We start from the raw sequence: 23,410 nt of genomic DNA on the forward strand, positions 1-23,410 counted from the left end.
GTTAAAATGCTGTGCTGCTTTTCGCACAGACATTTCATCTCGAATCATAATTTCTATGACTTTGTCTTTAAAATCTTTTGAATATCCCATATCTCTATTGTTCTATAGTTTTTAGGATTTGGCTATATGCAAATGTGCTAGCACATTTTGCCATGTGTGAAAGAGCTTAGGAATTACATACTGCGATCATGATCCAAATCTTAGGAAGCGACCATGACGCAAGTGACGACACAAAAAACATATCTAAATCGTCCTAAAGCCATTGGCATTACGGTACGTCGAGCACAATTCAATCCTAAAGCGATTCGCCGGCATTATTTTGCCAACTCACCGGTGATGTCGCATTTGTTGACGGCATTGTCATCGACCTTTCCCATTGGTGAGCAATTCTTTGTGTATAGCGTGCGCAATGTACGGGATAAAGTCAGTGATGAAAAATTGCAAGCAGAGATCGCAGCATTTATTGGGCAAGAAGCGATGCATTCCAAAGCCCATGCTGAATTTAACGATGCTTGGCGCAGTGAAAACTATAATTTAGATCGTTTCCAAGCATGGCTGGCACGTAAAGACAGCTATGTAAAAAACTTACATCCAAAGATTCAACTTGCAATCACCTGTGCTTTTGAACATTTTACCGCTTTGCTTGGCGGCTATATTTTAAGACATCCTGAAGTGCTGAGTACTTTAGATGATGATGCAGTGAAACTTTGGGTGTGGCATGCAATTGAAGAGATTGAGCATCGCGCAGTGGCATTCGATGTATATCAACATGTCTATGGTGATGACAAAATACGTCGCATGATTATGCGCAGTGTGACCACGGGTTTTGCAAGTCTCACGTTTTATTCTGCAACGAAGCTATTTATGCAGGATAAGAAAAAAAGTTTACCGAAGATAGGCGGAAATATTTTCGGGGCGTATTTATTGGCAAAAATGTTTATTCAATTGGCGCCTGAATATTTGTCATATTACAAAGCAGAATTCCATCCGAGCGAAATTGATTACAGTCAGATCGTGAAATATTGGAAAGAACGCCTTGCTGATGAATATCAAATGGAAAGTTTTCAGACTGAAATTACACCGCAATTGTATAGTTAATTCAAAATGTTAAAAAAGCCCGAGTTGTGGGCTTTTTTTAATGCTAAATATTTTTCGAGTAGATCAGTTTAATCACAAAGAAAATACATAATTCATTCGAAAAATAAGGTTAGAATGAATTTATTTAAACAATTACAAATAAATACTTGAGGTTAAGGGTTATGAATTCAATGAAAAAAAGCATGCTCGCAATCGCATTAGTCAGTACGTTGACCCTGAGTGGTTGTGGCTATAACACATTACAAGTCAAAGACGAAGCCGTTACAGCAGCATGGTCTGAGGTGCAAAACCAATATCAACGCCGTGCAGATTTGGTACCTAATCTTGTCAACGTGGTTAAAGGTTACGCGAAACATGAGGAACAAGTACTGACAGAAGTGACTCAAGCACGTGCCAATGTTGCGGGCTTAAAAGTGGATAAGGAAGTTTTGGAAGATCCAGCACTGTTCCAAAAATATCAAGAAGCTCAAGCGCAGATGACCAGCGCACTTTCTCGTTTAATTGCAGTCTCGGAAAATTATCCAGACTTAAAAGCCAATGAGCAATTCCGTGATTTACAAGTTCAGTTAGAAGGCACTGAAAACCGCATCGCTGTCGCACGTAATCGCTACATTACTACGGTACAAGACTTTAATGGCTATGCACGCCAGTTCCCGCAAGTGATGACAGCTAAAGTTATCGGTATGGATACCAAGCCTAACTTTAGCGCAGAGCAAAGTGCACAAACTGCACCGAAAGTTGATTTTAATTAATTGGCATCACTGCATTGTGAGGTGGGCTGATGGTGGATTTTGAGCTAAAACATACAGGTTTGTTGTGGCTGCAGCGCATGGTTTTAGCATGCTTATTGTGTGTGGTGGGTTTCACACATGCAGAAACTGCCACCGCTACAGATGTAGATGCTGAAACAGTTGTTGTCGGTAAAATATTAAAAGATCAGCAGTCAGCTACGCAAAAAGATACAACAGCACAGCCTGAAATCAAAATTCAGCAGCCGAATATCGCTAATGATATGGCAGATGGCGAGTCGATTCGTGGCTTGCCAACACTGAATGAGCCGGTGGTTGATCAGGCAAACTTACTTTCCGCTGCTGAAAAGCAAGCCATTAGCCAGAAAATTTTACAGTTACACGAACAAGGCAAGGCACAAATTGGCGTCGTGATTGTGCCAACCACAGGTCAAGAAGATATTTTTGATTATGCCATGCGTGTTGCAGAAAAATGGCAACTCGGTTCAGCAAAACGTGACAACGGGATATTGATGGCGATTGCTGTGAATGATCACAGAATTCAAATCCTGACGGGTTATGGGCTGGAAGGAATCATGCCTGATATCATCGTTAGTCGCATTATTCGTAATCAAATCACTCCGTATTTTAAACAAGCACAGTATGCTCAAGGCATTGATGCTGGCTTAACAGAAATAACCCAAATTTTAAATCAAGACCCTGAAGTTGCAGCTCAAGCAGCCCAAGAGTTAAAAGAACGCCAAGAACAAGCCTTACACGAGCAACAAGCCAAAGAGAAAACGTTTACAACGGTTCTCATTATTTTGGTGATTGGTATTTTTGCATCCTTTATTGTGGGTAAGCGCTTAAGTGCGTCAACTGCAGCTGTTGCCGGGACCGTTGCGGGTTTGGTCAATGGTGCAGGTCTACTCACCAGTCTGTTGATGGGTGGGGCAATATTCTTTCTACTCATCACTGCTATTGCTCAAACCATTTTTCAAATGTTCCTTGCCGGTGGTGGGGGTGGTGGAGGCCGTAGCGGAGGTGGTGGCTTTGGTGGCTTTGGTGGCGGAGGCTATAGCGGAGGCGGTGGTGGTTTTGGCGGAGGGGGAGCATCAGGTTCATGGTAACGAAAACAGAAACAACAGAAATTGTCACCTGTCCTAAAACACAGGAAATACAACAACCAAGTTTTAAACGCTGGTTGAAGCACTTCTTTTATATGCCTGCGGCAAACCGTTTTTTTAATAAGCAAGATCAGCAGGCCATTGCGCAAGCAGTCACAGCAGCAGAGCATGGACATGTAGGTGAAATACAAGTGGTGATCGAAGGGCATATTCCTTCAAACCAAGCTTATTATCAGAATACTCGTGCACGTGCTGAACAGCTCTTTGCGGAACTGGGTGTGTGGGATACGGAATTTAATAGTGGTGTTTTACTGTATTTAAACCTGTGTGAACGTCAGGTTGAAATTGTGATTGATCGCGGCATTAAAAATGCAACAGAGCAAAATATTTGGGATGGAATTTGCCAAAGGATCATTCAACACATGCAAAAAGAGATGTATAGGACTGCCATGACAGAGGGTGTAAAAGAGATCGGAAATGTCATGGATGAGTTTTATGCAGGTAAGTCTGTAGACCGTGCCAATGAACTGAGCAATACACCAATTATTTTGAGGTAATAAAGCGTAGGAAAGTGACACAAATCGTCACTTTTTTACACAAAAAGAGACACAATATTTACAAAAATAAAAATATTTTCTTAAAGTGCTGTTTTTTCTGTCAATTTTATTATAATAAATCTTGGCACGCTCTGTGCTATTTATAAAACAAGCTACATAGCTTTATTAAATAATTAAATTAAAAAACATTTGTGGAGAATGTTATGAAATCAGTTCAAAAGGGTTTTACTCTTATCGAATTAATGATCGTTGTTGCGATTATCGGTATTCTTGCTGCGATTGCGATTCCGCAATACCAAAATTATGTAACTAAGTCTCAAGTTACACGTGTTACAGGTGAATTAGGTAATTTACGTACTCTAGTTGATTTATGTTTAACAGATGGTACAGAATGTACCTTTAGTGTACCTCAGTCTAGTTTATTAGGTGAGGATACTCCTTCTACTCCTTCTACTCCTTCTACTCCTTCTACTCCTTCTACTCCTTCTACTATTACTATGCCTACTGGAACAGCAGATAATAAGCAGGCTGTAATTGTTGCAAACTTTAGTACAGGTGCTGTATCTATTAAAGGTACTTTTGGTAATAGTGCGAGTGGTGCAATTCGTGGTAAAAGCGTTCAATGGACTCGTGCAACAAATGCGGATGGCGGTTCTTGGAAATGTCAGACAGACATTGAGGAAACTAAATTTATTCCGAATGGTTGTGTAAAAGAAACATTAACCACAGTAACAGCTGGTTAATTATCTAGAGGCAAGAAAGAAATTAATCTTTTTTGCCTCATTTTTATAATATGAAAATAATAATTTTTATACTAATTTTTTTATTTAGCCAAATATATCTTATTAATTTTATTTGGAAAAATTCTTTTTATCTCCAAAAAAAAATTTATCCGATAGAAAGTTATTTGACCTCTAAGCATATTCAATGTTCTGATAAAAATATAAATCAAAAAGTTCTAGAATATATAATAAAAGACTTTGGATCTCTTAGAAATCAGTTGATTATCTATAAAAAAGGTCACTTAAATTCTTGCGCTACAGGTTGGCAGAAATTCCCCTACATTTCGGAAAAAATTACTGAAAATACTCATTTTAGAATTGCAAGCCTCACAAAAATTTTTACCTCATATGAGATCTTAAAATTAGCTGATAAATCCCAAATTAATTTAAAAGAGCCTTTTGTAAATTATATCTTAAATTTTCCTAATAAAGTAAAGGATAAAAGAGTTCTAGATATTACTTTAAAAGATCTTTTATCTCATAAATCTGGTTTTGATCGTGGTAAAAGCTTGGATGTTGTAATGGAACAAGGAAAAACTCCTTGGTGTATAAATGAAATCAATAAGCTAGCAGAACAAAAGTTAGACTTTAAACCAGGGCGCTATTATGCATATGATAACCGTAATACATGTTTGCTTGGTTGGTTATTAGAAAATAAACGCAACAAAAAAATAGAACAAATATTTACTGTGTATGATTTCTATATTGCTGCGCCATATAAAATTAAAAATGAAGTGAATTATGACTTTCGTTATTCTAAGGAATGGGCAGAAGAGGATCTTAAAACATTTGATTATAAAGGTTTAGCATTTTCTGCGGGTATAATAACTTCAGGAATAAATTTCGCTAATCAATTAAAGAAAATTTCAACCAAAAATTTTTTTAATTTAGAGGAAAACTTGAAAAAAGATTTATGTATAGAGAATGAAATTTGTCAAAACACAGGATTTAATTTTATAAAGTATAAAGATAAAAAATTTCTTATAAAACAAGGATACATGCCTTCTTCTATATCTTGGGTAATCTATAATGAAAAAGGTGATTTTATTGTTTGGTTTGGTAGCTCTTCGGGTAAGTTAGATTCTCATATTCAGAGAAGTCAAATTAAATATAAAATAATGGATGAGTTGATAGATTAATTTTTAATCATTTTAAATTAATTCTATTGGTTTAGTAAGATTTTATTTTTGATTATGATGTGCAAAATTTCCTTTTCCTGAAGTTCTTATGAAATTCACGCTCGCACTCGTCGCAGCAATTCTAATCTCCCTTGCTTGGCTGATGCCTGTACACTATCGGCCTTGGGTGACATATACGGGTGAGCTATATGCCTTTTTTGCACTATTTGCTTTAGCTGCAATTTGCCTCAAAGAAAAACTCAAAATTCCAGCTCTCAGTCTGCCATTATTGCTACTCGCCTGTGTACCACTGATACATTTTCTGACAGGACAGGTATTTTTCTTTAGCACTGCCATGATAGGCTTTATTTTTGTTTTTAGCTTTTGGCTGGCAAGTGTACTTGGCTATAATTTTTCTACAGGAAACAATAGCCGAGAAGAAACCTTTACCCATTTAAGCTATGTATTCTTGGTGTCAGGCACCATTACAGGCTTAATTGCTCTATGTCAGTGGATAAATCTGGATTCAGTCTTGCCAGGCATGGTGAATATCAGTGGTACTCAACGTCCCTATGCCAATTTTGCCCAGCCAAATAATATGGCGACGTTTTTACTTATGTCGCTGATGAGTTGCCTATATCTTTATGAAAAGAAAAAGATTCAAACAAAGTGGTTAATGACTTGCGCATTACCGATCATTATGGGCATCGCGCTTAGCCAATCCCGTACCTCGTGGGTAGCTGCCATAGTCATCATGATTTATCTTGCCATTTATCAATATAAAGGCATTATTCGCCTGAAATGGTATTACAGCAGTCTCTTGCTATTCCTATTTATTGTCTTTATCTGGTTGTTCCCTGTATTGAGTCTACTGATTGCACAGATGACAGATGCAGAGGTGATCCGTAGTCGTGAGTTGGTGTCACGTGCCACAGGGGATATGTCACGACTTGCCATCTGGCAGCAAATGTTGGCCGCGATTCAGGCCCAGCCATGGTTTGGCTATGGCTGGTATCAAACCAGTGTTGCTTTTGTCTCAATAACGGATACGGTTCAAGGTCCGGTCTGGATTCGTAGCGCACATAATTTTATTATCGATTTCCTGATCTGGAACGGGGTAGTGATTGGTGTCCCATTCTTAGCTTATTTCGGCTACTTGGGCTATCAAATGCAGCGATGGGTGAAAACCCCCGAGTCTGTCATTGATATATTAATGATTGGTGCTTTTGTCACTCATGCCATGTTTGAGTTCCCACAGCATTATGCCTATTTCTTGTTACCAGTGGGTTTTATTATCGGTACAGTACTGGCGCAGCGAGCTGATATGGTTAAGCAGCTTGTCATGCCAGCATGGTTGATGAAATTAATCTTCATTACAGGTGTTATTTTAATTGCAGTCATTTACCGGGATTATGATACTGCTGTGCCAAAACTCGGTCAGAGCATTCGCTATGAACAGCAACCCGAAAAAATCACCAATCAAAAACCAATTTTCTTATTGACGGAATTTAATCATCGTATTGACTGGATCCGGGTAGATCCTTATACCAAGATAAGTCAGGACGAAATCCATCAACATGAAAAATTGGTGGTGAGTTATCCAACTAAATACAACTTGCTAAAATATATTCGTTTACTGGCCTATAATGGTTATATTAAAGAGGCACATCACCAGCTCTGGCGTTTGAATACGATTCAAAAAACTGAACTGAACTATGATGAAGTTATTAAAGATATGCCGAAATAGTTTCAGCTCAATAAAAAAGCCATCATCATGATGGCTTTTTTATGTCTTTAAGAAATCAAAGCTGGCTTTGAATATAGTTTTCAATAGTTACACTTTGAATTAGATCAAGCTGAGTCGTTGTCCAATCTAAATATTCTTCTTCTTTTTCTAAGATTTCTTGAGCCAGATCTCGAGTGACATAATCTAGCTGCTCTTCTGCTAGCTTAACCGCAGCTTGAATGGCTTCGATGTTCTCTTTGACTTTACGCACATCACAATTTAAAACTTCAACGGTATGCTGGCCGATATATAGTTTACCGAGGTGCTGCAAATTAGGCAGGCCTTCTAAAAACAAAATGCGCTCAATAATTTTATCGGCATGCTTCATTTGACGAATTGATTCTTTATATTCCGCAGAACCCAGTTGCTCAATGCCCCAATCGTTAAACATACGTGAATGAAGAAAATATTGGTTAATTGCAGTTAAATGATGATAAAGCACCTGATTTAACTGATTAATTACATCACGATTGCCTTTCATGTCTGACTCCTTAACTGCAATAAAGCTCGAACTAAGCAATATAAATTCGATATTAGAATAGAAATATCTTAAACAACAAAGTGCAATTTAGCGAGTGTTTTATAGAACAGCAAATGAAAATCACAATCAAAACAAGGCGCTAATTTTCAGGGTTTTAATAAATAAAAACCCGCTTAGAGTCAGAAGCGGGGGAGGAGGAATGGTCTGAGACCATTGGTTTTATAATTATGATTGTTGAGGAAATTTAAAAGCTTGGTTTATGCAGCAATTGCGATACGGGCTGCAATTTGCGCAACTTCATCACTGATGATCATACGTGCTTCAGGAGCACAGCGACCACAACAGGTGCCTAAATCAAGCATATCGCGAACTTCACGATAGCTTTCTGCGCCATTGGCAATTGCATCTTTAATGTCTTGATCAGTAATACCACGGCACAAACAAACGTACATGAAATCAAACCAAGTGAATAAATGGGATAAGTAATATTATTGATAATTATTATCGTTTGTCAATAAAAATCATTTGAAAAAACTTTTATGATGATTGGGTTTTTGAATAAAAAATGTCATTTAAGCGGAAATCTGAGTGATGCTCAGATTTCCTTATGAGGCTTCTGTTCTTTTAGTATGAGATATTTCGTGAAAGGCTTAATCGGTGTTTTCTAACTTATTGATTAATAATAACCACGCCATCCATTTCAACTAGTGCACCTTTTGGTAGGCTGGCTACACCGAGTGCAGCACGTGCAGGGTAGGGTTGAGCAAAGTATTCGCCCATAATTTGGTTGACCAATTGGAAGTTAGAAAGGTCAGTGAGGAAAATATTCAGCTTGGCGATATCGGCTAGCGTACCACCTGCCGCTTCACATACCGCTTTTAAGTTGTCGAATACACGGCGAATTTGAGCTTCAATGCCTTCTACCAGCTCCATGCTATATGGATCTAAGCCAATTTGACCTGATAAATACAAAGTGTCGCCCACTAAAATGGCTTGTGAGTAAGTACCAATTGCAGCGGGTGCATTTTCAGTATGGATTACCTGGCGGGACATCTATTTCTCCTATTATCATCACAGACACAACATATATAAAAATGCGGTGTCAGGTTAGCTGGCAACTTTCGCAGGCTCAGCAATGGCAACAGGTTGTGCCAAACGACTGATGCGTGGGAAGCCAAAATGCATTCTTAAATTACGGATAATTTCGGCAATTTGTTTACGATTGTGTACAACAATATTCACATAGGTTTTTTCTTCATGTGAACGGACAGTTTCTACACCGACTTTTTCTTTACGGCATAGATAGATCAGCTCTGAAATTTGTTCATCATTTAACAGCATATTTAAGCATAAATAGGCTGTAAAACTAATGTCCTCACTGTCTTCTGTAGTCCAGTGTAAAGGCATGATATTTTCAGGATGTAAATGTTGTTCATGCAATAAATTATGACAACGTGAACGGTGCACAATCAAACCACGACGCGATAAATGACCTTGAATTGGATCGCCTAAAACCGGGTTACAGCAGTGCGCATATTTAACGTCGACACCATCTGTGCCCAAGATCAAGCGTGCAGAGTTTGAAGTCTGAATGGTGTCTTGAGCATATAAATGATTGGCAACCAATTGAGGTAGTAAGTCCCCCACGGCAATCTGTTCAAATAATTGTTCTTTATCATTTAAATGACGCCAATTCAGCACATTTTCCCAATCCGCTAATGTCAAATCACTTACAGAACGGTTAAAGAGTTTTAATGCGCGATTTAAAGCTTGCTGACCAACTAAACGTTGTTCATCTTGGTCTTGGTCACGGAGGATATTTTGTAATGCACGACGGGCTTTTTGGGTATTAATAAAGCTTAGCCAGTCAGGGTTTGGTGTTGCAAGAACATCAGTGATAATTTCAATCACTTGACCACTCAGTAATGGTGTTGAAAGGGGCTTGGTTTCCCCATCAATTTTCGCACCAACGGCATGGTTGCCCAAAAATAAGCTTGCTGAATAAGCAAAATCAACCGCTGTGGCACCCTGAGGGAGTTCATGCAAATGACCGTGTGGGGTGTAAACCCAAATTTTTTCTTGATGTAGATAATCGAGTAATTCACTAAATGTGGTCTTGGCGCATGCACCATCGACTAACACATTTAAATTTTGCATGGAGGCTTGGATCGCTGAACGACAAGCTTGCGGTGCATTTTCACCGAGGACCACACCAAACCGCGCCGCTTTACGCATTAGCTCTGTTTGGATGGTCAGCGATAAAATGGTCTTTTCACCTTTTAAACGCATCATCAGTGACTGGTTGCCACCTGGGAGTGGGCGACGGATATGATCGGCGTAATTAAGGACTTTAAAGCTTTCTTTGAGGATGTCAGCAAGTCGGTCACAGTCTGCGATGCTTTGTAAAATAATTTCAAAGGCATGACTATGAGTGAGCTCTTGCAGATCGATATCGTTTTTTACGAAGTGGCGAAGTAATTCAATATTATTATTTTTCTTTTTAATTCGACCTGAAATATGGTGCTGTTCTAGTAAGGCGGTGAGGTTGTTTTCCCACTTGGTTTGGTATTCGCAGCGTTTCGGTTTGGTTTGCAATAACGCTTCTTGAACATTGTTATACATATCTAAGTCGAGATTTTGATAACACAAATGTTCAAGGTTGTCGGCCATTTCATTCATACCGACAAGACGTGCCATAGGCACAAAAATTTCAAAGGTTTCTTGGGCAATACGAGCACGTTTGTCAGGGCGTAAAGCACCCAGTGTGGTCATATTGTGATAACGATCCGCAAGTTTAATAATAATGACACGTGGGTCTTGTAGGGTGGCTTGCAGAATTTTACGGAAGGATGCGGCTTTATTATATTCTTTATCACTAGAATGGCTGAGTTTGGTGACACCGTCGACGAGTTCAGCAACGGTCAGGCCAAATTTTTCAGTAATATCTTGTTTGGTAAATTCAGTATCTTCGATGACATCATGCAGTAAAGCGGCCATCAAAGTTTCCGCATCAAGGCGCATATGCGCCAAAATACAGCTCACCGCAATCGGGTGAAGGATATAGGGTTCGCCACTTTTACGAGTAATGCCATCATGGGCAATATCCGCATAGTCGCAAGCTTCAAGCACGCGTTCGACATCACTTACTGAAAGGTAAGCGTCGATTATCACATTTAACTGTTGCTTGGCTTGGCTGACCATTGGGCCTGGCATAGAACACCCTTTTACTACTGATTTACAAATGAAACGGTTAATACTTTAATGAAATGCATATCGCATGACTTGTCAATTTTTTAGTTTAAAAAAATGAAAATCTTTTTCGCTTGCTTTGCACTTCTTAAGCTTATGTTATAACTGTTCTGAGTAAAATATTAAAGAGAATCCATAAAAAAAGCCTAGTTAAAAACTAGGCTTTTAAGGTCAGGTTTATCTTATTGGAAAGAAAAACCGTCTAAGTTTAGGTTATTTGCAGAAAGTGCAAGGTCTAAACTTGAAGTTTGGTAGTCTTGTTCACGTTGTTTCAAAATGTCTTTAGAAACGTGACCCGCTGCGATTTCACGAAGAGCAACAACGGTTGGTTTGTCATTGTCCCACTCAACAGTAGGTTCGATACCTTGACGTGCCAATTGACGCGCGCGTTTGCTTGCCACTAGTACAAGCTCAAAGCGGTTGTCTACATGGTCTAAACAATCTTCAACGGTTACGCGTGCCATAAGAATTCTCGTTTGAATATAAATTTTTAACAGACTGTGCAGTATAAGGTGCTTTGTCTATAGACTCAAGTTTTAATCACTGTTCCGTAGGGGTGATTAATTTCTCAATCAGTTTTTCATGGCGCATGGCTTGTTGTTTTAAAACAAGACGATTGGCAATAATCACAGACTCTAAGTCATGCAGTGCTTTATTAAAGTCATCATTAATAATGACATAGTCAAAATTAACATATTGCTGCATATCTTCTACGGCACAGCTGAGGCGATGTTCAATCACTTCAACAGAGTCTGTACCACGATTGGATAAGCGTTGACGTAAATCGAACTGACTCGGAGGGAGAATAAAAATTTGTCTAGATTCAGGAAAAAGTTTACGAACCTGTTCAGCACCTTGCCAGTCAATTTCAAGTAAAACGTCATGACCTTTGGCCAATTGTTCTTTTACAGTGCGCTGTGCAGTACCGTAATAATTACCAAAAACTTCTGCATATTCAATGAAGCCGCCTTCATTTACCAAAGATAGAAAGTCTTCTTTTTTAGCAAAATGGTAATGTACGCCGTCTAATTCGCCAGGACGCTGACCACGAGTGGTATGAGAAACAGAGACATGTAAATTGTTTACACGTTCAAGCAGGGCTTTAACGAGGGATGTTTTGCCCGTTCCCGAAGCAGCAGAAACGACAAACAAGAGACCCGACATGATATTTTTCCTGATATGATAAAATATCTTCTCTATTTTAGAGCAGACGCGCGCCAAACAAAATAGTCAGACGTCTATTGTTTACATTTATTTCAAGTGATACCCGTAAAATTGAGTGGGCATTGAGGATTCTATGGAAATTGTTTTAGCTAATCCACGCGGTTTCTGTGCAGGTGTTGATCGCGCCATCGCGATTGTGAACCGTGCACTGGAATGCTTTAACCCCCCAATATATGTGCGTCATGAGGTAGTACATAATAAATTTGTGGTGGACGACTTGCGTCAACGCGGTGCGATATTTGTGGATGAACTGGATGAAGTACCTGATGACAATATTGTGATCTTCAGTGCGCATGGTGTATCTAAAGCGGTACAACAAGAAGCTGAACGCCGTGGGCTAAAAGTTTTTGATGCGACGTGCCCTTTGGTGACCAAGGTGCATATAGAAGTGACCAAGTACGCTCGTGAAGGTGTGGAAGCGATTTTGATTGGTCATGAAGGTCACCCAGAAGTTGAAGGGACAATGGGTCAATATGACACCAAAAATGGTGGTTCGATTTATTTGGTTGAAGATGAACAAGATGTTGCTGATCTAAAAGTGGTGCATCCTGAAAAAGTAGCGTTTGTAACTCAGACAACGCTTTCTATAGATGACACAGCAAAAGTCATTGATGCCTTACGTCAGAAGTTTCCTGAAATTCAGGGGCCGCGTAAAGATGATATTTGTTATGCCACTCAAAACCGCCAAGATGCCGTACGTGATCTGGCTGAGCAATGTGATGTTGTTTTGGTTGTGGGTTCACCGAACTCTTCGAACTCGAACCGATTACGTGAATTGGCTGAACGGATGGGTAAGCATGCGTATTTGGTGGACAATGCCGATCAGTTGCAGCAAGACTGGTTTAATGAGCACACAAAAATTGGTGTAACTGCAGGAGCATCGGCACCTGAAATTTTAATTAAGCAAGTGATTCAGCGCTTACAAGATTGGGGTGCAAAAGCACCGCAAGAGTTGGATGGCCGCGAAGAAAATATTACATTTAGTTTGCCAAAAGAGTTACGTATACCTGTAACTCAGGCATAAAGTGTTAATGATTTAACATTCTGAATTTTTTAAGAATTGACAGATAATTGCTTTTTGGCAATTATCTGTTTTTTTATGCCTTTTATCCTTATTTGTGTTGGTTTTGTAATTTAATTAGATATTATTTTTAATAGGGTAAAGTTTGGCGCGCCTTGGGGGGAGTATGCAGAAAAATAAAGGATTCACATTAATTGAGTTGATTGTGACGATTGCTGTGATGGCAATTATTGCCATGATGGCTGCGCCTTCGTTTGGGGATTTGCTCAATAAAAAAGCTTTAGAAGCAAATGCAAAAGAGTTGGTTTTGGTCTTAAGCCAAGCGCGTAGTCAGGCTATTTTACTTAGGACGAATACGGTTGTTCAATTAAATGGTAGTACGACTGTAACACCAACTAATTTTTTTTGGGTATCTAATAATGTCAATATTAAGTTAGAGCAAATCCCACAAGGATATAGCTCCCCACCTAATATCATATTTAGTCCACAGGGTATGATGTTGCCAAGAAATTTTGTAAAAATGAAAGAAAAAACTAATCAAAATGGTGAGAAAGAATGGGTTTCTGATCAAATTTTAGTGGATGGTGTATTAAAAGATCAGATAGAGAATTATCCTAGAACAATAACTTTATGCTCAGAAAAATTAAAAAAAGCAAAGATTATTACATTTTCGATTATTGGTGCATTTGAGTCAATGGAAGAAGGGGAATGTTGATGATAAGTCAAAGTCAACAAGGTGTCGGTCTGATGGAAGTTTTAGTGGCATTGCTCTTACTATCTATTGGCGTTCTTGGATATACCGCACTGCAAGTAAAAGCAGTTGAAGCATCAACAGAAGCAGCACAAAGATCACATGCTATTTTTGTATTAAAAGGTCTTGCTGAAAGCATGCGAGCGAACAACGCAGGCAGAGCTTCATACATGGCTTTAGTTAATCAAGATATACCTACTACAATTTCCACAGCGTGCATAAATCCAACGAATACTGGGTGTGATGTAACTGCAATGGCAAGAAATGATGTTCAGCAAGCTCAAGCAAATGCACGTAATTTTGGACTGCATTTGCGTATGGAGAATTGTCCGGGTACGACAAGTGTTGCTGCGGCTGATCGCAGAAATTGTATTTTTGCTGCTTGGGGTGACACAGATATACGTCAAAATACGAGTCAATGTATGAGCGCTGCTGGTGTTTATGTAGTTGGTTCTAGTTGCATGATGATGGAGGTTTATTAATGACTATTCATGAAAAGCAACGAGGGTTCACATTGTTAGAGTTAATGATTGCATTGGTTTTAGGATTAATTGTAACAGCTGCAGCCGTTCAGCTTATTTTAGGGAGTTTTATTACAACTAGATTGCAAGAAGCTAACTCTCAGATACAAGATAGTGGTTTGTTTGGTATTGATTATATTATTAAAGATATTCAAATGTTGAATTTTGGAAATAGTAATCAATATGAAATAAAATCAGATACTCCTAGAGGTGGAGTAATTTTAACTGCAGGGACTAATGCATCTAATTTAAATGCGAACCTTGGTGCGACTATTTCGGCAGAGAATCTTGTTAGTCAAACTAATGGACCATCAAATATGTCAGATATTGAAAGTGATCAATTGACGATACAATTTGTTGCGCCTACTACAATGTTCAATTGCGAGGGTATTTCTGTTAGAGCAGGTGATTTGATTGTTCAGCGATATTTTTTAAGAGAGGATAATAACTTTTTATCACTAGTTTGTGATGCTAATACACCAACACCAGCAACTATTACTGAACAAAAAACAAATGGGGATGGTACTACTGAAGAGATTGTAAAAGATAATCCAGTACAGAATAACCCAACAGAAATTAGTGGATTGGGTGTTAATTCCCAAATTATTATTCCCAAAGTTGATCAATTTAAAGTTTTGTTAGGTGGGATGACTGATACTGGAAATTTGGCGTATTACGATATAGATACATTTAAAACAAAAAACAATATGCGTTTAGTTGCAGTGAAATTAAGTACATTAATTCGTTCTGATAGTTCAGTGCCGAGTCAAAATATTAATCCTGCTCAAATATATGATTTATTTGGTTCTTCAATACCTCAGCTATCAGGTACATTGACTGATACAACTGAGGAGAACAGAGTTCCACGACAATTATATATTGCGACAGTAGCACTTAGAAATGGTTTGGGGCGAAATAATGATTAATCAAACTAATATAAATCTAAAAAATAAACAGAAAGGAGCAACTTTAATAGTAGTTCTCTTTTTGCTTTTAATTATTATGGTCGTTGGAACTTATGCTATTAAAATGGGGATTACCTCTTTAGGTGTAGCAACAAATGCGCAGATAAACCAATTGCTTAGTCAATCTGCAGATACACCATTAAATAAATATTTAAATACTGCAGATTTAAGTAGGCTTGTTAGTTATACGACAGCGGTTGGTGCAGCTATTGATGATAAAGGTGTAAATAAGGAATTTATTTTCTGTTATAAGCCAACCAATAATAGGGCTTTTGGATTAAATGCTGATACATCAGTTATTACTGCGAATGATAGTGGAGATGATGCTAGATTGGTTAATAGTGGTGTTTCTGGGTTTTGCAACATTAAAAGGGATTTTGGTAGTGCTAGACAGGCCGTGGTTACTCAGGTAGCAATTACTATTCCTAAATCAATAGATGTCACAAAAAGTCCAGGCGATAATTTAGTGAGGGGTACTAATTTAAGTGAAGGGACAGGTTTACCAAAAAATTTGATATCTCAGGATACTATTCGAGTAACTACGACAGCTTTTTTACCTGCTTATGCAAATGTAAGTTTGGACGATGTTCAAACCAATTGTTTATCTTCAAATAAAACCTATATATCTGATAACTTGAATCCAGATTTATCAAATAAAAAAACGCTTAGAGATTGTCTCAGTGAATACAATATTCCTGTAGTAAGTCAGGTACAAGAGTTTACTTTGGCAGCATTTTTAAACCAAACAGAAGCACCTTAAGCAAAGTCGGAGATATATTATGCAACTTAAAAAAATTCAAATGACTGTGCTTAGTGCTTCTTTGACAGCACTGATGTGCAGTGGTGTCACACAGGCGAGTGATTTGCAAATTTATGCAATGCCTACTGCAGGGCAGAAAACTATTGTAATGATGGTCGATGTTTCAGGTAGTATGGCTTGGGGGATGTCAGGCCAATATTCAAATGTTACTTCTTCGAATCCGAAAAGAATTGAAGCTCTAAAAGATGGGTTGAGGGCAGTTTTAAATAGTAATGATCCGAAATTAGAAAATGTAGTGATTGGTTTGGGTAAATATCCTGGCGATGGTAATAGTAATAGCGCAGACGCCCAATATATGAGGGGTAAAATTTTAGTGGAGGCGAAGAAGTTAGGTCCGTCAACTAAGACAAAGGGGGTGTTTGACTCACAACAGCGACGCGATATGCTGGCAGCTGTTAATGCTATATCTGTTGTTGGGGGAACGCCAACGGCACATGGTTATACTGAAGCGGCTTCATACTTGATGGGGACGCGAACTGATAATTATAATATAGAAAAAGATATAATTGTTTATAATCAAAATCTTGCAAGAACCTATGCGTCGGGTTATGGTTATAGATATTATAAATGTGATAAATACTTAACAAATATCGATACCGTTGATGGTTATAACTACTATGGTTGTGATAAGTGGACAGAAATTAGCGGTAGTGAGTTTGATAGAATAAGCTCTGATTTTAGTGAGGTCTATAATGGTGTTCGCTACTATTTCATAAAAAATGGAACAATTAAACAAACAGTTCCTACCAACTCTTCATCATATTCTGGGATGGCGAATTCCGTTGGAAAAATAACGACTGATGGTGTGCAACACTATAATTCGCCTCTGCCTGCCATAGATAAGCGTGTTACGTGTGATGGACAAGGGGTCTATGTTTTATCTGATGGTGTCCCTAATTCATCATCAGATGCAAATGCTGAAAAACAAATGATCAATGCCATGGCGAACCCACTCCTAAATACAAGTGTTCCAAATTTCTCTTGTAATGTGAATTCTGGGAATCTTTCTAACCCATTAACAGGTGGTGATTCTGGTGGTGCATGGAAGTGTATGGGAGAGTTTGCTAAACGATTATATTCTGGGGTGAATCCAGCAGGTGTAAAAATCCAAACAGCTTTTGTTGGATATAGTGGTAGTTTTAATAGCTTAAGTAGTGATGATGTAAAGAATGCTTGCCGATTAGGGTCCAACCCGAAAGGAGATGTGTGCTCGCACTATCAGGCAGATGGTTTAACTAAAAATACGGCCGCATATGCAAACCATGTAGAAGGCTACGGCAATGGTGGATTTTATACAGCAAACTCTGCAAATGATATAACAACAAGTGTTTTAAACTTTATCGATAATCTAGGAACCGATCCATTAGCGCCTTTACCGACAGGAACAATTTCTGTACCTGTCGATGCGTTGAACCCGAATGGATTACAAAACGTAGGTTACCTCCGTATGTTAGAGCCAAATCCTGCGCAGCCAAGTTTATTGGCATGGGTTGGTAACTTAAAAAAATATAGTCTTAAAAACGGCGTGTTGGTTGATGGGACAACTAATATTTTTGATACGAAAGGTGATTTTGAAACAGCAACAAAAAATTTATGGGGTGCGCGGACTCAAAATGATGGTGGAACAATTAACGTAGGCGGCGCCTATGAAATGATGCCAGTTCCAATTGCATCAAGCACTGCAAAGTCTAGAAAAGTATTTACAGATGCTGCACGTGCAGATGCTAGTAAGGTTACGGCTTTATCTACTTTAAAAAGTAATGGTGATTATGATGAACCTCAACCACTGCTACAGGTACCTAAATTATCAGCTGGAACAACCAGTTCGAAAAGTACAATTTTAGATCGCTTTAAGAGTCAAGAGATTCTAAAAGATTTTCCAATAGCACTTAGATTAAAACTATTAAATTACATTGGTTTTAAAGTAGACACTGCTTTGGAAGCTATACCGTCAGATTCGGAAGTGAGTTATGAAGGTTCTCCATATTTTTCAATGGGAGGAATTATTCATTCATTTCCAGTACAAATGACATATTCAGGCACTGTAACAGAGTCAGGCGAGTTGGCAACAAGTGATATTGAGCTTCCAGACAAAACAATATTAAAACCACGTAAGCAATCTGTTTTGTATGGTTCGATGGAAGGTGGTTTGCATATTGTTGATGGAGCAACTGGTGAGGAACAAATGGTGTTCTTGCCAACAGAGATATTAAATAACCAAATTTCTTCTAATGCTTTAGTTAAAGCAGGTTCAGGTACACCAGCACCTGCACATGGAGTTGATTCACCATGGATAGTTGATTCTGAATACAGAACAGAAGGGACTTATCCAAATGCGCAGATTAAAGCAACTAAAATGAATGTTTTTGGCGGGTTAAGAATGGGGGGGTCTAGCTATTATGCCTTAGATGTACTCGATACCAGTGCGCCGAAGCTTAAATTTAGAATAGGAACAGATCAATTAAATTACACTAGAATGGGGCAGTCTTGGTCTAAACCTGTATTAATTAATATTCGTTATAAAGGTGTGCCGACTCGGGCGATGGTTGTTGGCGGTGGATATGATGCGTGTTATGAATATCCACGTTTTAAATTAGGTGTAGCTAATCCTTCAGAATATCAACTAAAAGATCCTGCTGGAAATGTTGTTGATACCTGTAATAAAACAGAGGCAAAAGGTAATGCTGTTTATGTAGTTGATGCTGAAACTGGAAAGCGTTTATTTTGGGTAAGTAACACTGGCTCTGATGCGAATAATCCTAATTTAAAACATAGTATTGTTTCACGTATTAGTACTTTAGACCGAGACGGCGATGGTTATGTGGATCATTTGTACTTTGGTGATTTAGGTGGCCAGGTTTTCCGTGTTGATATGGATAACTATCAAACCAAAAGTACATCTAGTGGTGCTACCACATATTCGAATTTCGGTGTTCGTACCGTTAGATTGGCGAATTTAGCAACTACATCAGCAGGGGCAGCAATAACGAATGGTGATAACCCACGGTTATATGAACCAGTGACTTTGACAATCCATGATGAGGATGGCAAAACATTTATTTTGGTTGGTGCTGCTTCTGGAGATCGCAGTACGCCATTAGATGTTGCTCCTGTTAAAGGGCGAGATGGTTTAAGTCCACTAGTAGCTTTAGCAAACCGTCCGACCAATAAAGTTTATGGTTTGTTTGATTTGGACTTTATTAATAAAGATTTGATCACGAATAGAGCACTTACTGGCGATTATACATCTGCTACTACAGAGGAAGCTTTACCAAGTAAGAACCGCTTAAAGACGCGTGACTTGACACTGGCTGATTTACTTCAGAATCCACAAAATAGTATTTCTGGTAACGAAACAATCTATAGCAAGTTTTTTAATGCAACAACGCATAAGCAGGGATGGTATCGCTCACTGTCTTGGAGTTGGGATACTACAGAAGCAGGCGAATTGGCGAATAATACATTTAGACAATCTGGTGGTTTAAAAGCATTTGAGGAACCGATTGCAATTGGAAATAATTTGTTTATACCTGTGTATGATCCAGAAGGTACTGGTATTAGTCCTCAAGATCCATGCTTACCACGTGTCATTGGTGAAACAGATCGCCAGCAGTACTGTTTGCCTTTTGGTGTTTGCATAACGACAGCAGGAGCTATTGACTCTGCTCAAGAAAAAAAATCTGGGTTCAGAGTTCAATTGGTAGGTGGTGAATACAAAAATTCAAATGTTGTTGGCAAAGGGATTCAGGGGTTAGCATTGGCTAACAAAGGAGATTCTAGCGGCTCTGGAAACAGTTGCGGTAATTTTACTTTATCTACAAATACTGCTGGTATAGGTACTTGGCAATGTAATCGTGTGCTAAATCCAACACGTTGGTTTGAGAAAAGGTAGGAACACGTGAAGATAATTTTTAATCGTGGTTTTACATTAATAGAATTAATGGTTGTTATTATAATTATTTCTATTATTGCAGCTATAGCTTTTCCAAGTTATCAAGCCTACGTTCGTAGAGCAGCAGAGGCTGGTGTAACACAAGAGATGCTTAAAATTTCCACTCTTCTGGAAAAGCATAAGGCAAAAAATTTTACTTATAAATGCTTTGATTTACAGGATTACTATGGTGGTACAGTAGATAATTTAACGGCTATTAACTATCCAATTAATACTGTGGGTGCAGATGTGCAGTTCACATTAAACTTGGTTGATAATGGTGCAAATAATCAAGTTTTAGTTGATGCTTCCTGTAATGATCCTGATACTGATACGCTGGGTTTAGCTCAACACTGGGCGATTGTTGTAACGAAAAATTCGTCTAACTCACTTGTAAAAGATAAGAGTTTTAACTTTTTGCTTACGAGCGAAGGTAATAAGTGTAAAAATAAAGCAAATTTAGTTAGTCGTACGGGTTGTGGTGATGGAGCTGAGCAATGGTAAATCGTGGTTTTACGTTGGTCGAATTAATGATAGCTGTTGCTATTGTTGGCGTCTTAGCTGCTTTTGCATATCCTAGCTACCAAGAATATACACAAAAGACAAAAAGGGTTGCAGCTCAAGCAGAAATATTGGAAGTATCAAGAAACTTAATTAACTTTAAAGTTAATAATTACAGTCTTAATGGTGTGAGTATTGCTAATTTAAACGTTCCAAGTATCTTACCCCGTAATGGTCAGACACTTTATAATTTAGTCATTACTCCCTCTGAAAATGGAGTAATGACGGGCGATGCATGGGTTTTAACTGCGACACCAGTAGATGGGCAGCAACAATCGGGTAATGGACATCTGGTTTTAAACTCCCGAGGGGAGCGTTGTTGGACTAAAGGCTCTGACAAAAATTCTGGCACACCATGTATCCCATCAGCTACCTCTAATTGGGACGGCAAATAACCTCAAATTCAAAATTGTGGATAAACACTTTTTGATCTTTCATTCAGGGCAAATTTCACGTAAAATATTGCCCTCTATGAAAGGGGTTTGAAATGTATCGATGGTCGGTACAGGGATAATCCGTAAAAACTATAAGGTTCTATCATGGTTGTTATTCGTCTTGCACGCGGTGGTGCTAAAAAACGTCCGTTCTATCAAATCATTGTGACTGATAGCCGTAATGCACGTGACGGTCGTTTCATCGAACGTATTGGTTTCTTCAACCCTACAGCTCAAGGTAAAGCAGAAAAACTTCGTTTAGATGCTGACCGTTTTGCTCACTGGGTTTCACAAGGTGCTCAACCTTCAGAACGTGTTGCTTCTTTAGCTGCTGAAGCTAAGAAAGCTGCAGCTACTGCTTAATTAGTAGTAGGTTACCCATGACACCAACACAGAATGTTCCCGAAGATCGTATTCAGATTGGACAGCTACGTTCAGCATATGGATTAAATGGGTGGCTCTGGGTCTATTCCAATACAGAACCTATGAGCAATATTTTTGACTACCTCCCTTGGTACATTGAGACCAAAGCAGGTTGGCAAACAGTAGATGTAAAACGTTGGAAACCACATGGCAAAGGCTTGGTTGTTTCGCTAAAAGGTGTGAGTGATCGTACCGCGGCAGATAACTTGGTTGGCGCAAATATCTGGATCTCTAAATCGCAACTGCCTCAAGCAGGCGTGGACGAGTACTACTGGTCAGATTTGAAGGGCTTAACAGTGTTAGGTCTGGGTGAAGATGAACAAGAAGTCAACCTCGGTCAAATCCACGAATTGTTTGAAACAGGTGCTAACGACGTGATGGTAGTTCGCGCTACTGCTGACAGCGTCGATAGCGAAGAGCGAATGATTCCATGGCATAAAGATGTGGTACAGCGTGTTGATCTCGAAGCTGGTCGTATCTACGTAAATTGGGGCGTAGATTATTAATCCTTTAAGGATTGACGCAGCAGGAAAATAGAGGAGTCTGCGATGTTTTTTGCAGTCATTACGCTTTTTCCTGAAATGTTTGAAGCGATTACAGCCTACGGTATTAGCGGGCGCGCAGCAAAACGTGACATTGTGCAAGTTCATTGTATCAATCCACGTGAATTTGCTGAGGGCAACTACAAAAGAGTGGATGAACGTCCATTTGGTGGTGGTCCAGGTATGGTGATGATGGCTGAGCCATTAGCGAAAGCAATTCATCATGCCAAAGAGCTTGCCAAGCAAGCGGGTGCTGTTCATGTCCCTGTGGTGTATATGTCGCCGCAAGGAAAAACCTTAAATGAACCTGCGGTACAAGATTTCGTCAAATATGATGGTTTGATTGTATTGTGTGGTCGTTATGAAGGTGTAGATGAGCGTTTGATCCAACAATATGTTGATCAGGAATGGTCAATAGGCGATTACGTTTTATCTGGTGGTGAACTCCCTGCGATGGTTTTATTGGATAGTGTGATTCGGAGACTTCCGGGTGCAATGTCTGATGAACAATCACATGTGCAAGACTCATTTGTGGATGGTCTTTTAGATTGCCCACAATATACCAAGCCAGACCATTTTGAAGGTTTAGATGTTCCTGAAGTATTAAAATCAGGACATCATGCCAATATTGAGAAATGGCGGTTTTTGCAGCGATATCAACGCACTTTAGAACGCCGACCTGAGTTGGTTGAAAAAGTTGAATTGACCAAGCAGCAAAAGAAATGGCTAAAAGATTCCAAGGTTTAATTTTTTAAATCTTATATTAGGCTCTTTATGCATTGAAGCGGTCAAGCATAAAGGGAAAGTCAATCGGGTCTATGCGCTTTAGCCTCTAGCCCCAGCGATGATTAGACCTCTTCTAACTCGCATAATCGGAGATACCCCATGAGCGGTAAACATCCTTTAGTACAAGCTGTTGAAAATGCACAGTTGAAACAAGACATCCCTGCTTTTGCTCCTGGTGACACAGTAGTTGTTCAAGTTAAAGTAAAAGAAGGTGAGCGTGAACGTCTTCAGGCATTTGAAGGTGTTGTAATTGCTAAGAAAAATCGTGGTTTGAACTCTGCGTTCACAGTACGTAAAATTTCTAGCGGTTTCGGTGTTGAGCGTGTATTCCAAACTCACTCACCAATCGTTGCTGGTATCGAAGTGAAACGTCGAGGTGACGTTCGTCGTGCTAAACTTTACTACCTACGTGAATTGTCTGGTAAAGCTGCACGTATTCGTGAAAAATTACCAGCTCGTAAAGCAAAATAATTTGTTTTACAACGCTGTAAAAAATGCGCCTTTT

The 23,410-nt window shown here is 38.9% G+C and carries 25 protein-coding genes; 19 read left to right on the plus strand and 6 right to left on the minus strand.

Annotated features, from left to right (window positions below; translation table 11 throughout):
* Window positions 1–213: 213 nt before the first annotated feature.
* The 7 genes from FTT88_RS11690 (at window position 214) to FTT88_RS11720 (ending at window position 7,157) form a co-directional block, all read left to right on the plus strand.
* Window positions 214–1,098, plus strand: a complete 885-nt coding sequence (locus FTT88_RS11690) for a metal-dependent hydrolase (RefSeq protein ID WP_180113017.1) — start codon at window positions 214–216, stop codon at window positions 1,096–1,098.
* Between the two features lie 161 nt (window positions 1,099–1,259).
* The gene (locus tag FTT88_RS11695; protein WP_078189372.1) at window positions 1,260–1,850 is read left to right on the plus strand and encodes a LemA family protein; all 591 of its coding nucleotides are present in this window, start codon (window positions 1,260–1,262) and stop codon (window positions 1,848–1,850) included.
* Between the two features lie 29 nt (window positions 1,851–1,879).
* Complete coding sequence (locus tag FTT88_RS11700) at window positions 1,880–2,956, plus strand: TPM domain-containing protein (protein ID WP_180173933.1); 1,077 nt, start codon at window positions 1,880–1,882, stop codon at window positions 2,954–2,956.
* On the plus strand, window positions 2,950–3,510 hold the full coding sequence (locus tag FTT88_RS11705; RefSeq protein WP_180077108.1) for a TPM domain-containing protein: 561 nt from the start codon (window positions 2,950–2,952) through the stop codon (window positions 3,508–3,510). The genes FTT88_RS11700 and FTT88_RS11705 overlap by 7 nt, the downstream gene beginning before the upstream one ends.
* A gap of 203 nt (window positions 3,511–3,713) precedes the next feature.
* Entirely contained in the window at window positions 3,714–4,253 is a 540-nt protein-coding gene (locus FTT88_RS11710; protein ID WP_180173934.1) for a pilin, read from the plus strand.
* 164 nt (window positions 4,254–4,417) lie between these two features.
* Window positions 4,418–5,431: a serine hydrolase gene (locus FTT88_RS11715; RefSeq protein WP_180113003.1), complete on the plus strand. Its 1,014-nt coding sequence runs from the start codon at window positions 4,418–4,420 to the stop codon at window positions 5,429–5,431.
* Between the two features lie 88 nt (window positions 5,432–5,519).
* Window positions 5,520–7,157, plus strand: coding sequence for a PglL family O-oligosaccharyltransferase (locus FTT88_RS11720; RefSeq protein WP_180173935.1), 1,638 nt, complete (start codon window positions 5,520–5,522; stop codon window positions 7,155–7,157).
* Between the two features lie 55 nt (window positions 7,158–7,212).
* Here the strand turns inward: FTT88_RS11720 and bfr are convergent, their stop codons facing one another.
* The 6 genes from bfr to gmk form a co-directional block, all read right to left on the minus strand.
* Entirely contained in the window at window positions 7,213–7,677 is a 465-nt protein-coding gene (bfr, locus tag FTT88_RS11725) for a bacterioferritin (protein WP_180173936.1), read from the minus strand.
* 257 nt (window positions 7,678–7,934) lie between these two features.
* Complete coding sequence (locus tag FTT88_RS11730) at window positions 7,935–8,129, minus strand: bacterioferritin-associated ferredoxin (protein WP_078192519.1); 195 nt, start codon at window positions 8,127–8,129, stop codon at window positions 7,935–7,937.
* Window positions 8,130–8,346: 217 nt separating this feature from the next.
* On the minus strand, window positions 8,347–8,730 hold the full coding sequence (locus FTT88_RS11735; RefSeq protein ID WP_078189365.1) for a RidA family protein: 384 nt from the start codon (window positions 8,728–8,730) through the stop codon (window positions 8,347–8,349).
* A 54-nt stretch (window positions 8,731–8,784) separates the two neighbouring features.
* Window positions 8,785–10,890, minus strand: coding sequence for a bifunctional (p)ppGpp synthetase/guanosine-3',5'-bis(diphosphate) 3'-pyrophosphohydrolase (locus tag FTT88_RS11740; protein ID WP_180173937.1), 2,106 nt, complete (start codon window positions 10,888–10,890; stop codon window positions 8,785–8,787).
* Between the two features lie 218 nt (window positions 10,891–11,108).
* Entirely contained in the window at window positions 11,109–11,390 is a 282-nt protein-coding gene (rpoZ, locus tag FTT88_RS11745) for a DNA-directed RNA polymerase subunit omega (protein ID WP_067762989.1), read from the minus strand.
* A gap of 76 nt (window positions 11,391–11,466) precedes the next feature.
* Complete coding sequence (gmk, locus tag FTT88_RS11750; protein WP_078189363.1) at window positions 11,467–12,090, minus strand: guanylate kinase; 624 nt, start codon at window positions 12,088–12,090, stop codon at window positions 11,467–11,469.
* Window positions 12,091–12,223: 133 nt separating this feature from the next.
* On the opposite strand from gmk, the gene ispH reads away from it, so the two are divergent.
* The 12 genes from ispH (at window position 12,224) to rplS (ending at window position 23,376) form a co-directional block, all read left to right on the plus strand.
* On the plus strand, window positions 12,224–13,174 hold the full coding sequence (ispH, locus tag FTT88_RS11755) for a 4-hydroxy-3-methylbut-2-enyl diphosphate reductase (RefSeq protein WP_180105662.1): 951 nt from the start codon (window positions 12,224–12,226) through the stop codon (window positions 13,172–13,174).
* Window positions 13,175–13,337: 163 nt separating this feature from the next.
* Window positions 13,338–13,886, plus strand: a complete 549-nt coding sequence (locus FTT88_RS11760) for a Tfp pilus assembly protein FimT/FimU (RefSeq protein WP_180105661.1) — start codon at window positions 13,338–13,340, stop codon at window positions 13,884–13,886.
* Window positions 13,886–14,404, plus strand: a complete 519-nt coding sequence (gene pilV, locus FTT88_RS11765) for a type IV pilus modification protein PilV (protein ID WP_180064842.1) — start codon at window positions 13,886–13,888, stop codon at window positions 14,402–14,404. Before FTT88_RS11760 ends, pilV begins: the two co-directional genes overlap by 1 nt.
* Window positions 14,404–15,369, plus strand: a complete 966-nt coding sequence (locus tag FTT88_RS11770; protein ID WP_180105685.1) for a prepilin-type N-terminal cleavage/methylation domain-containing protein — start codon at window positions 14,404–14,406, stop codon at window positions 15,367–15,369. The genes pilV and FTT88_RS11770 overlap by 1 nt, the downstream gene beginning before the upstream one ends.
* On the plus strand, window positions 15,362–16,168 hold the full coding sequence (locus FTT88_RS11775) for a PilX N-terminal domain-containing pilus assembly protein (RefSeq protein ID WP_180105660.1): 807 nt from the start codon (window positions 15,362–15,364) through the stop codon (window positions 16,166–16,168). The genes FTT88_RS11770 and FTT88_RS11775 overlap by 8 nt, the downstream gene beginning before the upstream one ends.
* 19 nt (window positions 16,169–16,187) lie before the next feature.
* Window positions 16,188–20,120: a PilC/PilY family type IV pilus protein gene (locus FTT88_RS11780; protein WP_218945764.1), complete on the plus strand. Its 3,933-nt coding sequence runs from the start codon at window positions 16,188–16,190 to the stop codon at window positions 20,118–20,120.
* Window positions 20,121–20,126: 6 nt separating this feature from the next.
* Window positions 20,127–20,663 carry a type IV pilin protein gene (locus FTT88_RS17465; RefSeq protein WP_373683437.1) on the plus strand — a complete coding sequence of 179 codons (537 nt, stop codon included), beginning with the start codon at window positions 20,127–20,129 and terminating at the stop codon, window positions 20,661–20,663.
* Entirely contained in the window at window positions 20,657–21,115 is a 459-nt protein-coding gene (locus tag FTT88_RS11790; protein ID WP_180064839.1) for a type IV pilin protein, read from the plus strand. Before FTT88_RS17465 ends, FTT88_RS11790 begins: the two co-directional genes overlap by 7 nt.
* 144 nt (window positions 21,116–21,259) lie before the next feature.
* Window positions 21,260–21,517, plus strand: coding sequence for a 30S ribosomal protein S16 (gene rpsP / locus FTT88_RS11795; RefSeq protein ID WP_078189354.1), 258 nt, complete (start codon window positions 21,260–21,262; stop codon window positions 21,515–21,517).
* 17 nt (window positions 21,518–21,534) lie between these two features.
* Complete coding sequence (gene rimM, locus FTT88_RS11800; RefSeq protein WP_078189353.1) at window positions 21,535–22,083, plus strand: ribosome maturation factor RimM; 549 nt, start codon at window positions 21,535–21,537, stop codon at window positions 22,081–22,083.
* A 42-nt stretch (window positions 22,084–22,125) separates the two neighbouring features.
* Entirely contained in the window at window positions 22,126–22,866 is a 741-nt protein-coding gene (gene trmD / locus FTT88_RS11805) for a tRNA (guanosine(37)-N1)-methyltransferase TrmD (protein WP_180105659.1), read from the plus strand.
* A gap of 138 nt (window positions 22,867–23,004) precedes the next feature.
* Window positions 23,005–23,376 carry a 50S ribosomal protein L19 gene (gene rplS / locus FTT88_RS11810; protein ID WP_078189351.1) on the plus strand — a complete coding sequence of 124 codons (372 nt, stop codon included), beginning with the start codon at window positions 23,005–23,007 and terminating at the stop codon, window positions 23,374–23,376.
* Window positions 23,377–23,410: the final 34 nt, after the last annotated feature.

Source organism: Acinetobacter sp. YH01024 (genome assembly GCF_013420195.1).
In the GTDB taxonomy this organism is placed as follows: Bacteria; Pseudomonadota; Gammaproteobacteria; order Pseudomonadales; family Moraxellaceae; genus Acinetobacter; species Acinetobacter amyesii.